Origin of the sequence: Pseudoxanthomonas winnipegensis (assembly GCF_030322905.1) — a bacterium.
Lineage (GTDB): Bacteria > Pseudomonadota > Gammaproteobacteria > Xanthomonadales > Xanthomonadaceae > Pseudoxanthomonas_A > Pseudoxanthomonas_A winnipegensis.
On record NZ_CP095475.1, the window covers coordinates 470,414 to 481,746 of the forward strand.

Sequence of the window (11,333 nt, forward strand, 5' to 3'; positions counted from 1 at the left end):
GATGCTTTTTCCCCCGATTGCCGGCTTATCCGGCCCGTCCCCGCGCCCCATTCTTTTGGCCGCACGCCGCCTGCGTTCGGCAGGGCGCGCGTTTTCCCCCTTCTTCAGGAAGCATCAAGATGAGCAAGCTCGCAGGAAAAGTCGCCCTGGTCACCGGGGCCTCCAAGGGCATCGGCGCGGCGATCGCCTCGGCGCTGGGCGCCGCCGGCGCGTCGGTGGTGGTCAATTACGCGTCCAGCCGCAGTGGTGCCGATGCAGTGGTCGCGCGTATTACGCAGGCCGGCGGCCAGGCGGTGGCGGTGCAGGGCGACGTGGCCGATGCGGAGCAGGCCAAGGCGCTGGTGGCCGCAGCCGTCGAGCGCTTCGGTCGGCTCGATATCGTGGTCAACAATTCGGGCGTGTATGAGGCGGCACCGCTGGAAGACGTCACGCCGGCGCACTTCCATCGTCATTTCGACATCAATGTGCTGGGTCTGCTGCAGGTGACGCAGGCGGCGTTGCCGCATCTGGGGCAGGGCGCCAGTGTCATCAACATCGGTTCGACGGTCAGCGCGATGGAGCCGCCGGGTCTGGTGGTCTATACCGCGACCAAGGGCGCGGTGGATGCGATCACCGGCGTGCTCTCGCGCGAGCTGGGCGCGCGCGGGATCCGCGTCAACAGCATCAATCCGGGCATGGTCGATACCGAGGGCGCGCAGACCGCGGGCTTCATCGGCTCGCCGATGCAGACGCAGATCGTGGCGCAAACGCCGCTGGGCCGCGTTGGCGCGCCGGACGACATTGCCGATGTCGCGGTGTTCCTGGCCTCGGACGCGGCGCGCTGGCTGACCGGCGAGCGGATCAAGGCGGGCGGCGGGCTGCGCTAAAGCTGTCTAGCTTGGTGGGAGCACCTGTCTCTCAGTTCAAGCCGCGGCCTTTTTGTAGAGCGGAGCTTGCTCCGCTGCTCTTCGTTCGGTTCGTGGGGGAGGCTCCAGCGGAGCGAGCTCCGCTCTACAGGTGGGAGCCGCCATGGCGGCGAGGGGCTTTACCGGGAAAGCCTCATCGCCGCCGTGGCGGCTCCCACGGGGTTTAGTGGCTTGCCGCTTTGGTGCTGCTCGATGTCGGCGCAAAGCAAAGGCAACGGCAACGGCAACAGCCAACCCCTCCCCCTCAGTCGCTAGTTCGCGACTTCGAGCTCCCCTTCGCCTTCGGCGAAAGGGAGGGGGCGGGATGCTGCTCCGTCAGGTCTTCCGGCGAACCGGCCTGCGCTTGCTTTGCGGAGCGCCCCTCCCCTTTGCGCGTAGCGCAAGGGGGAGGTTGGGAGGGGGTTGCTTTTGCTTGTTCGCTTTTGGGCGCAAAGCAAAGGCAACAGCAACATCAACAGCAACAGCTAACCCCTCCCCAGCCCTCCCCTTCGCCTTCGGCGAAAGGGAGGGGGCGGGACGCCGCGCCGTCATGTACTCCGGCGGCGGAGCTGACGGAGGCGTGGCGCTGGCGTTTCGGTCGTGCCGGTCAGGCGACCTGGCGCAGGCGGTCGATGTCGCGCGGGAGCAGGGGGCGGGAGAAGATGAAGCCCTGCGCCTCGCGGCAACGCAGGGTCTTGAGTGCCACGGCTTCTTCCTCGGTCTCCACGCCCTCGGCCACGGTGTGGAAGCCCAGGTCGTGGGCCAGGCCGATGATCGAGCGCACCATCGCGCCCTTCTGGATCGTGCTGGGGAAGCCGTGCACCAGGCTGCGGTCGATCTTGATGGTGTTGATCGGCAGGGTGGTGAGGTAGGCGAAGTTGCTGTAGCCGGCGCCGAAGTCGTCCACCGCGATGCGCACGCCCATCTGGCTGATCTCGCTGAGCTGGCGCGAGACTTCGGGCGTGCGTTCGAGCCATTCGCCTTCGGTAATCTCGATTTCCAGATGGCTCGGGTCCAGCCCGGTGCGCTTGAGCTGGGTCAGCAGGCGGTCGGGCAGGTCGCCGCGGCGGAAGTCGGCCGGCGAGACGTTCAGCGACAGCGCCAGGTCCATGCCGCGGGCGATCCAGGTCCGCATCTGTGACAGGGATTGTCTTATGACCCAGTCGGTCACTTGCGGCATCAGCGCGGTCCGTTCGATCACCGGGACGAACTCGCCGGGCGAGACTTCGCCCAGCTCGTCGTGCTTCCAGCGCAGCAGGGCCTCGACGCCGACCATCCTGCGGGTGGCCAGTTCCACGCGCGGCTGGAACATCAGATACAGCTGGTCGTTGGCGATGGCCACCGGCAGGTCGGCGGCCAGGCGGTAGTCGCGGCGCAGCTGGAGGTCGCGCGTGGGTTCGTAGCGCACCCAGGGCTGGCGCTGGTCCAGGGCCTGGTGCATGGCCACGATCGCCCGGCGCAGCGCGTCCTGGGCGTTGGAGGCGTCGAAGGCGGTGATGCCGCCGTGGCACATGGGCAGGATCTCCAGGCCGTCGACCAGCACCGAGCGCGTGGCCACCAGACGGATGCGCTCCAGGATCGCCTCGCGCTCGTCGCTGGACAGCTCGCTGAGCACGAAGGCGAAGCGCGACACGCCCACGTGGTAGAGCGGGGCGATGTCGGACAGCAGCTTGGACAGGCGCTCGCCGATCTGGCGGATCAGCGACTCCACCGGCGCCATGCCGCGCGCCTGCCCCAGCAGGTGCGCGGCGTGCACGTCGAAGACGTCCAGGATCATCAGCGTGTGGCGCTCGTAGGGCCTGAGATCGGCCAGCGCGGCCAGGTCCAGGGCGAACTGCTGGCGGTTGGGCAGGCCGGTGACCGGCTCGCGCCGGCCCACCGAGCGCAGCAGGCTGATCTGGTCGATGGTCAGCGTCGCCAGCGTCTGCAGCTGGTGGCGCTGCTGTTCGGTGAGTTTGCGCGGCTTGTGGTCCAGCACGCACAGCGCACCGATAGCGTGGCCGGAGGAGGTGATGAGCGGGGCGCCGGCGTAGAAGCGCAGGTGCGGTGCGTCCACCACCAGGCAGTTGTCGGCAAAGCGCGGATCCTGGGTCATGTCCTCGACTTCCAGGACCTCCCGGCCGCGGATGGTGAAGTCGCAGACCGAGGCGCTGCGATCGGTGGAACTGACCGGGAAGCCCTCGCGCGAGATGAAGTACTGGTGATCCTCACCGACGATGGAGATCAGCGCCATGGGCATGTCGAAGATCTCGCAGACCAGCTGGGTCATCCGCTTGAGTTCGGGCAGGTCGACGATCTTGAGCAGATCGAGGCTGCGGATCAGCGCCAATCGTTCCTCTTCGGTTTTCAGCGACTGGACCATGGGATTTCACCGGACAAGACCACGAGGAGATCAGCAAGAAACATGCCATACGGGGAGGCGGCGATCGGTACGGACACGTGGCCTTCACTCACCAAACTACGCGTCTGCGCGCGGGCTGGATGCGACCGTTCGGCGGCTTGTGCAGCCTGCCTCACCGCAGGCGCCGGCTCGGGGTTCGGAAGCGCGGGCTGGGGAGGTGTCCGGCGGGCGGGAAGTGCCGGCCCAGGCCGGCGGTCGATCCGATCGCATCGTCGGTCCAGGGAATCGACGCAATTGGCGCGCCGCCCCGTTAAGCTAGTGCCTGTCCAACCGAAGAAGCCGCCGATGCCGCATACCCCGCCGATGCCGCATCTGCCGCTGATCGTAGGCTTCGAGGTGCCTGGCCCCGCCGCGGCGGCGCACGACGACGTGCTGGTGGCGCTGCTGGACGCCGCGCCCGGCGCCGACTGGCTGACCCAGCTGTCCAAGCACGCGGCCGATTTCAAGCTTCGGCACGGGCTCAAGGATGTGCGTTGCGTGGGCCGGCATCTGTGCCTGGTCGGGCCCAACCAGATCGTGCGCAGCGTGGTCTCGGCGGTGCGCGGCTTCGTCGATCATCTGACCATCCAGGTGCTGGCGGCGCGGATCCGGCGCGAGCGGGGCACGCCGGCCCAGGCGGGCCAGGCGCGGGAGTGGATCGATGCGCAGGTGGCCGAGCAGGTCGAGGGGGTGCCGCAGATGCTGCGCGCCATCCACGACCTCACCGGCATGCGCTTCACCGCGCTGTCCCAGGTCGACCAGACCCACTGGAACGCGCTGGCCTTCTACGACCAGCTGGATTTCGGCATGGCGCCGGGGCAGAAGCTGGAGCTGGAAGTCACCATCTGCGGCGATGCGCTCAAGTCGCGCGAGGTCATCGTCTTCGGCGCGGCGGCCGATCATCCGGTGTATGCCTGCAGCCCGCTGCCGGCGCTGTATGGCTTCAAGAGCTATATCTCGGTGCCGATCCTGCTGGAGGACGACACCGTCTTCGGCACGGTGTGCGCGCTGGACGCCGAGGCGCGCACCGTCACCCCGGACATGATCCAGCTGATCCGCGCCTATGCGCGCAGGATCGCCAGTCAGGTGGAGCCTGCGGCGGACAGGCCGGTTCAGGCGGGTTGAAGGCGACGCAGCAAAACGCCGAGGCGCCGGCCCGTTGTAGCAGGGCCTGACGCTTCGGCGCTGGTGTGTCGCGATGCCGGGGCCGTTCGCGCCCCGGCCTTGAGGTGTTTAGCTTTCGCCGAAGCCGCGGCTGGACTGCGCGGCCGGCGTGGCCGGTTCGGGTTCCCAGCTGGCGGTGGCCGCGCCGATCAGCGGATCGCCGTGCGGCGGAGTGACATCGCCACGATCGTAGGCGGGGGCGGCCGCGGCATCGCGCGCCTGGCGGTCCTTCCACAGCTTGTAGGCGATGGCGCCGGCGGTGCCGAGGGCGACGAGGCGGAACAGTCCCATGTGCTTCTCCCGAGGATGGATGGATGCGCCGACCTTGGCACCGGCCGGGTCATCGACAGGTGACGGTGCGCTGTCACCGTCGAAAGCTGTTCAGGGCAGCAGCACGCCGATGCGCTCCAGCGCCGGCGAGGCGGACATGTCGTTGGGATTGGTGCCTGGCGCGTCCTGCGGCACGGCCATGCCCTTGCCGCGGTAGAAGTCGACCCAGTACGGCGAAATCTGCCCGGTCTGCGGGTTCTTGAAGTTCATCGGCTGCAGCGCGAAGACATGGTGCGCGCGGAAGGCGCGTTCGATGAAGTCCGAGCAGTAGTAGCTGTCCTCGTTCTGCACGTAGGTGAAGTTGTAGGGCTTGCCCAGCAGCGTGCGCGCCTTGGCGATGGCGTCGGGAATCGCGGCGCGCTGCTCGCGCTTGAGTCGATAGACGACGACCTGCCGCTGCTTGGCCCGCGCCTGGTCGAGGAACTCCTTGAGCGGCTGCGCGCGCGAGCCTTCCTCGTCGGCATGCAGCACCACCTGGGTGCGGCCGTCGTGCGCGACCAGGCCCACGTGGTCGTAGCTCGGCTGGCCCTGCTTGGCGGTCGCGTCGTCGATGGCGCCGCTCAGCCCGGTCCTGGCGGCGGTCACGAACAGCAGGTCGCCATCCTTGACCCGCACGCCGGCCTGCGCCGGGAGCGCGAAGGTCAGGGTCAGTGCCAACAGCAACAGGAAGACACGCATCTGGGCGAACCGCTGAGGAAGGGGCGCCCATTATCGCCGGCCGCGCCTGCGCGGTTGCGTGGCGTTCATCGCGCGGCGCAGTCGTTTGCGCCGCGTCACGGCGCGCGCAACAAGCGCTCACGGCCCGCTTCGGGCGCGTCGGCAGACTGGCCCTCCCTTTGAATGTCAGGAGACACCCATGTCCGTCGAGAAGCACACCGCCCACGCCGTCAACGACCTGATCGAGATCGCCCGTGACGGCGAGAGCTTCTACCGCGATGCCGCCGAAAAGGTGAAGGACGCCGAGCTGGCGGGTCTGTTCAGCCGCATCGCCGGCACCAAGGCCGACATCGTCAACCGCCTGACCAGCGTCGTGGCCGCCTCCGGCGAGAAGCCGGCCGAGCACGGCACCCTGGTCGGCAGCATGCAGGAGCTGTACGGCAAGGTCCGCGCCGCCTTCGGCGACACCCAGTACGGCTATGTGGCCGAGCTGGAAGAATCCGAGGACCGCCTGCTGAAGGCGTTCAAGGAAGCGGCCAACGACGCCGACCTGTCGGTCGCCGCCAAGCAGGAGATCGTCCAGCTGCTGCCCAAGGTGCAGGAGACCCACGCCGTCATGCGCGATCGCAAGCGCGCGATGAAGCAGGCCAGCTGATCCAGCACCGCGTGCCGGTCTCGCTTCATGAGACCGGCACGCGGCAGGCTGCATACGTTCCATGTTCCTTCGGCCGGTTCTCACCCCGGCCTTTTTTTTTGCCGAGTGCCGGACGGCAAGCCCATCATTGCATGCGGAGGCCGAGGATTAACCGGCGCTCTCGAGCGTTCCGTTGCAATCGTGGCGAATGGCCAGCTGGGCCTGTGCGATCACAGCGCCGGGCGCGCGTGACGCAGGGCATACCGGTGGTCCCTTTCTCACGGTCGTCCCGACGACGGGGGCACCTAAGACGCCTCATGGGGCATGCACCCTACCGGGATGATTGATTATCTCTGGCGCATTCAAGTGCGCGCGACCAGATGATGACTTTCTTGCGCGTTAATCGGAAATTCCGCAGTTCCCGGCTTGTCATCGTGGAGTGGAAGTGAGAGATTTCCGCCGACTCCGCTGCTGCACCCCCGTCGTGAACGAAGCGCATGACGAACGGCCCCCACATCGCCGCTCAGGAACTGGCGTTCGATCCGGAGGAATCGCTGGAGGGCGGCTGCGTGGCGCCCGCGCAGAGTTTCGATACGTTCTTCATCGAACATCGGCGTGCGCTATCGGCGTTTTTACGTCGCCGTGCGGCGACCGAAGACGACGTGCAGGAGATCGTGCAGGAGAGCTACCTGCGCATCCTGCGTTATGGCTATGACGACTCCAGGCCCGCGGTCGTATGGAAGTCGCTGCTGTACCGGATCGCCACCAACCTGGCCTTGAGTCGCGTGCGTTCGGATCTGTCGCGGAACGTAGCCGGGCAACAGTCGGTGGACGACCTGGAGCTGGTATCCGAGGCGCCTTCGCAGGAACGGACGGTACTGGCCCAGCAGGAGCTCGAACTGATCCGTCAGGTGATCGCCGGGCTCCCGCCCAAGTGCCGGAAGGTCTTCCTGCTCAGCCGGGCCCATGGGAAGACGTATCCGGAGATCGCGCAGATCTGCGGAATCTCCGTGAAAATGGTCGAGAAGTACATCTCGCAGGTGCTGGCGGCACTGCGTGTCGCAGTGGGGGAGTGCGCCTGAGGGGCGTCTTAGATGGACATGTCGACTCGTCACACAGCCAGGGAACAGGCCGAAGCGTGGTTCGCGCGCCTGATGGCGCCGGATTGTTCGACCCTCGAACGCGCCGACTTCGAGAAGTGGCGCGGCAGTGCGGCGCAACACGCCGAGGCGTTCGCCGCAACCGAATCGCTGTGGCGCAAGCTCGACGGGTTGGCGGATGACGAAATCATCGGCGTCTTTGCCCGCCAGGCGCTTGAGCCAGAAGAGGATCCGATGGCGGAGTGGACGGCGGCCGTGCAGCAACGGCGAGCGCCGGCGCGTGCCCATCCGGCGCGCAGAAACGCTGCATTTTCGCTGGCGGCAGCGGCGAGTGTGGTCTTATGCGCTCTTGGCCTGGGCATGGCGCTGCGGTACTGGCCCGATCCGCAGCAGCTCTACCAGACCGGGAATCATCCTCACACCGTCGTGCTGGCCGATGGCTCGCGCGTGCAGATGGACTTGGCCACGCGAGTGGAAGTCACGCTGAGCCCCGGCAGGCGCCAACTACGGCTGCTTCAAGGGCGTGCGATCTTCGATGTATCGCATGACGCCCGACGCCCATTCGTAGTCGATGCCGCCGGTGGGCGGATCACCGCGCTGGGCACGCGTTTCCAGGTTGACGAGCAGGATCGGGGGAATGTCCTGGTGACGCTGGTGGAAGGATCCATCGCCCTGGACAGTACCCAGAGCACGCCTGATGGGTCGGGCGGAATCCGGCTTGCCGCAGGACAGCAAGCCAGGTACTCGCCCTCGCATGCGGTATGGACGCGGGAAGATGGAAACGTCAAGTCCGCGATCGGCTGGTCGGAGGGCTTCCACGTCTTCAGCGCCACGCCGCTACCGGATGCGGTAAGAGAGATCAACAAGTACTCCGCGATGAAGATTCGGCTGGCCGATCCATCCCTGGAGAGGCTCGTCCTGAGTGGAAACTTCAAGGTCGGAAATGCGCGGGACATCGCCATCGCGCTGCCGATGGTGCTTCCGGTCCAGGTGACGCAAGCGCGCGGGGAAATCATCGTGGAGAGAAAGTAGGGGCCACCCCAGTCGAGGCGTCTCAGGTTGATGACGGTTCGGCGGCAGCTCGCCGCGAACGCATCACAGCCATGGGGAACAATGCCAATGACGGGGATTTCGGGGTGCAACACGGCACTTCGCGCTTTCAGGCGCGTGTGTCTGGCTTCAATGATCACGCTGGCGCTTGCCGGCAACGCATTCGCGCAGAGCGCAGCCGAGCAGTTCGACTACGACATCCCGTCCGGGAGCCTGGTCGAGGCGGTGAACGGGATCAGCCAGAAGAGCGGTGTACAGGTCGTCTACGACATCGAGCTGCTACGCGGAAAAAGTGTCGGCGCGGTGAAGGGGCACCTGTCGACGAAGCAGGCGCTTGAGCGGGCCTTGGCCGGAACGGGTCTGACCTACGAGTTCCTCAACGCGAACACGGTGGTACTGAAGAGGGGCGCGCGGGCGCGAACGCCCGCGACCAGGCCATCGCCTGCGCCCGCACGCGATCCGGCAAGCGGTGCGCGCGATTCCGAACCCTCCGCCAATCTGGACACGGTGCTGGTGACCGGCTCGCGGCTGAAGCGCAGCGAGTTCGAAGGCGCTTCGCCTGTGCTCCGCATCGACCGGGCCGAGATCGAGCGCACGGGTGTTTCCACCGTGCGCGAACTGATGAACGCGATCCCGCAGGCCGCGGTGGCCATGGACGAGTCGGGCAACAACAGCTGGCTGGGATCGGCTACCGTGCAGTTGCGGGGCCTGAGCTACGGCTCGACGCTGATCCTGATCAACGGCCGCCGCGTCAATGCGTCGGGCGCGCAGGCATCTCGCAACTTCTTCGACCTCAACACCATCCCGATCGAAGCCATCGAGCGCGTGGAAGTGTTGACGGACACCGCATCGGCGGTCTATGGCGGCGATGCCATCGGCGGTGCGATCAACTTCATCCTCCGCAGCGACTACGACGGGGCCGTCGTCAGGACGCGCTATGGAACCTCGTACAAGGGCGATGCGACAGAGAAGTCGGGCTCGCTTCTGATGGGCGGCGCCGGTGACAGGTTCGAAGGAACCCTGGTGTTCGAGTACTTCACACGCGATGCGCTGCGGATGCTGGATCGCGATGCGACCTCGACCTGGGACTTTCGCGCCCAAGGCGGTTCGGACGGTCGCTCCGTCAACAGCTTCCCGGGCAACATCTTCGCGCTCCCGGGAACGGGGAATCTGCCGGGGCTCAATCACACCTTCGCCGGCGTCCCCCAGGGCACCAACGGCATCGGGCTGACGCCTGCGGACTTCGCCGCGACCGACGGCGTGCTCAACTACTCCGATGTGTCCCCGTGGGGCGTGTTGTCACCCAGCACCACGCGCGTCGGCGTCATCGGCAGCGGGCGCTATCACCTGGACAACGGGATCACCTTCTACAGCGAGCTGATGCATACGCGCATCAAGCAGCTGATCGAGATCGGATCCGATTCGGTCTACGGCGGCGACTTCGGTTATGTGGTCGTTCCCTCGACGAATCCTTTCAATCCGTTCGGGGTGGATGTCGGCGTGAACTACCGGTTCGTCGATCTGGGGCCACGCCAGGACGATGCGCTGACCAGCTTCACACGCCTGGTCGCCGGTGCGCGGGGCACGCTCCTTGGCCTGGACTGGGACGTGAGTCTGCTGTCGGACAAGGACGAGAACACCACGGTGGAACGCAACTTCGTCGACATCGATCGGGTCCGGGAGTACCTGGACAAGACCGACCCCGCGGTTGCGCTCAATGTGTTCTCGAGCCTGCCGAACGCCAACAATCCGGCCACGCTCGATGCGATCCGGCTGAGGGATACGTACACGCAGAGCACGGGCGCGACCATGCTCGAGGGTTCGCTGTCCGGGGGATGGGACATGTTCGGAACCCGGCTGCAGTACTCGGTAGGTGCCGCAGGTCGCCGCGAATCGCTCAAGTGGGACGTCTCCACGACGACGATCGACTCACGGCGCGAGATCGACTCGCTCTACTTCGAGGCATCGTTGCCGCTCGCCCAGGAGCCAGGAAAGCGTCTCGAGTTCAATGTCGCCGGTCGCCACGACGACTACAGCGACATCGGCTCCTCGTTCAACCCGCAGTTCGGCGTGGTCTGGAAGCCGGCCGCATGGCTGCTGCTACGCGCTTCGACGGGTACCGCGTTCAAGGCGCCTTCGCTGTACGACCTGCATGCGCCGCAGCGCGCCTATCCGTCCGTCTTCATCGACGATCCCCTGCGTAATGACGAGGCGGTGGAGATCGAGATGCGGTATGGCGGCAGTCTCTACGTCAAGCCCGAAGAAGGAAAGTCCGTCACCGGGGGCTTCATCATCGAACCGAGGTCGATTCCCGGCCTGTCGTTCGGTGCCAGCCTGTTCCGTGTCAAGCAGACCGACTTCATCACGCGCTTCTATGACTACGACCTGATCCTGTCCAACCCCGGACTGTTCGGTCACCTCATCCACCGTGCTGCTCCGACCGCCGCCGATACTGCTGCGGGGCTGCCGGGCCGTCTGCTGCGACTGGATCTGACCACGTTGAACTTCGGTCAGGTGGTCGTGGAGGGTGTGGACTTCGAGGCGGCGTATGCGTTCAAGACGCAGTCCTGGGGCAATTTCATCTGGTCGATGAAGGGCAGCTACGTGGACAGCTACAAGGTCCTGCTCATGCCGGGCGGCAGGCCGAGCGAGGAGGTCGGCCATGCCAATCGCGCCGGCTATCCGGTCAGGCTGAAGAGCAATACGGGGCTGCAATGGTCGCGCGGCGGCTGGAGTGCGAATGTGCTGGCGCGCTATCTGGCGGGTTATACGGACTACGACGGGATCCGCTACATGCCCTCCCAGTGGTGGTACGACGCGCAGGCAGGCTACGACTTCGGCGGAGCGAAGGGCGGCACCAACGGCTTGAGCGTGAATGTCGGCGTGATCAATGCGTCCAACAACCAGGGCACGTTCTCCAACAATTTCGTCGGCTACGACTTCCAGCAGGCCGATGTGCGCGGCCGCTACTTCTACGCGAATCTGAAATACAAGTTCTGACACGCCGTCCAGGGCGCGGACCGCAGCGCTGGCAGACGACCCCCAACGACACGAGATCTTCCTGCCATGTCATCGGCGGGTCGCCATCGGCTTGACTGAAATGCGCGAAAGCGAGGTGCGGATTCACGGCTCGA

Annotated in this window: 9 protein-coding genes; 6 read left to right on the plus strand and 3 right to left on the minus strand. The window is 66.2% G+C overall.

All coding sequences use genetic code 11. The annotated features are described in order from the left end of the window. Positions 1-119 precede the first annotated feature (119 nt). Positions 120-866, plus strand: coding sequence for a glucose 1-dehydrogenase (locus tag MWN52_RS01990; RefSeq protein ID WP_286576355.1), 747 nt, complete (start codon positions 120-122; stop codon positions 864-866). Positions 867-1,491: 625 nt separating this feature from the next. Here MWN52_RS01990 and MWN52_RS01995 read toward each other — a convergent pair. Continuing rightward, positions 1,492-3,246, minus strand: a complete 1,755-nt coding sequence (locus MWN52_RS01995) for a sensor domain-containing phosphodiesterase (RefSeq protein WP_286576356.1) — start codon at positions 3,244-3,246, stop codon at positions 1,492-1,494. A 324-nt stretch (positions 3,247-3,570) separates the two neighbouring features. On the opposite strand from MWN52_RS01995, the gene MWN52_RS02000 reads away from it, so the two are divergent. After that, complete coding sequence (locus MWN52_RS02000; RefSeq protein WP_286576357.1) at positions 3,571-4,389, plus strand: GAF domain-containing protein; 819 nt, start codon at positions 3,571-3,573, stop codon at positions 4,387-4,389. A 108-nt stretch (positions 4,390-4,497) separates the two neighbouring features. On the opposite strand, the gene MWN52_RS02005 is transcribed toward MWN52_RS02000, so the two are convergent. After that, positions 4,498-4,719 carry a hypothetical protein gene (locus MWN52_RS02005; RefSeq protein ID WP_130523854.1) on the minus strand — a complete coding sequence of 74 codons (222 nt, stop codon included), beginning with the start codon at positions 4,717-4,719 and terminating at the stop codon, positions 4,498-4,500. 90 nt (positions 4,720-4,809) lie between these two features. After that, positions 4,810-5,436: a YiiX/YebB-like N1pC/P60 family cysteine hydrolase gene (locus tag MWN52_RS02010; protein WP_286576359.1), complete on the minus strand. Its 627-nt coding sequence runs from the start codon at positions 5,434-5,436 to the stop codon at positions 4,810-4,812. 178 nt (positions 5,437-5,614) lie between these two features. On the opposite strand from MWN52_RS02010, the gene MWN52_RS02015 reads away from it, so the two are divergent. The 4 genes from MWN52_RS02015 (at position 5,615) to MWN52_RS02030 (ending at position 11,199) form a co-directional block, all read left to right on the plus strand. Further along, positions 5,615-6,070 carry a PA2169 family four-helix-bundle protein gene (locus MWN52_RS02015; protein ID WP_286576361.1) on the plus strand — a complete coding sequence of 152 codons (456 nt, stop codon included), beginning with the start codon at positions 5,615-5,617 and terminating at the stop codon, positions 6,068-6,070. Between the two features lie 476 nt (positions 6,071-6,546). Further along, positions 6,547-7,131: an RNA polymerase sigma factor gene (locus MWN52_RS02020; RefSeq protein ID WP_286576362.1), complete on the plus strand. Its 585-nt coding sequence runs from the start codon at positions 6,547-6,549 to the stop codon at positions 7,129-7,131. 12 nt (positions 7,132-7,143) lie between these two features. After that, positions 7,144-8,181, plus strand: a complete 1,038-nt coding sequence (locus tag MWN52_RS02025) for a FecR family protein (protein WP_286576364.1) — start codon at positions 7,144-7,146, stop codon at positions 8,179-8,181. 150 nt (positions 8,182-8,331) lie between these two features. Next, complete coding sequence (locus MWN52_RS02030; RefSeq protein WP_286576366.1) at positions 8,332-11,199, plus strand: TonB-dependent receptor; 2,868 nt, start codon at positions 8,332-8,334, stop codon at positions 11,197-11,199. The last annotated feature ends 134 nt before the right edge of the window (positions 11,200-11,333 follow it).

Excerpts from the sequence above, each read along its gene's own strand:
- MWN52_RS01990 (WP_286576355.1), top strand. The coding sequence starts at position 120 with ATGAGCAAGCTCGCAGGAAAAGTCGCCCTGGTCACCGGGGCCTCCAAG.
- MWN52_RS01995 (WP_286576356.1), bottom strand. The coding sequence starts at position 3,246 with ATGGTCCAGTCGCTGAAAACCGAAGAGGAACGATTGGCGCTGATCCGC.
- MWN52_RS02000 (WP_286576357.1), top strand. The coding sequence starts at position 3,571 with ATGCCGCATACCCCGCCGATGCCGCATCTGCCGCTGATCGTAGGCTTC.
- MWN52_RS02005 (WP_130523854.1), bottom strand. The coding sequence starts at position 4,719 with ATGGGACTGTTCCGCCTCGTCGCCCTCGGCACCGCCGGCGCCATCGCC.
- MWN52_RS02010 (WP_286576359.1), bottom strand. The coding sequence starts at position 5,436 with ATGCGTGTCTTCCTGTTGCTGTTGGCACTGACCCTGACCTTCGCGCTC.
- MWN52_RS02015 (WP_286576361.1), top strand. The coding sequence starts at position 5,615 with ATGTCCGTCGAGAAGCACACCGCCCACGCCGTCAACGACCTGATCGAG.
- MWN52_RS02020 (WP_286576362.1), top strand. The coding sequence starts at position 6,547 with ATGACGAACGGCCCCCACATCGCCGCTCAGGAACTGGCGTTCGATCCG.
- MWN52_RS02025 (WP_286576364.1), top strand. The coding sequence starts at position 7,144 with ATGGACATGTCGACTCGTCACACAGCCAGGGAACAGGCCGAAGCGTGG.
- MWN52_RS02030 (WP_286576366.1), top strand. The coding sequence starts at position 8,332 with ATGATCACGCTGGCGCTTGCCGGCAACGCATTCGCGCAGAGCGCAGCC.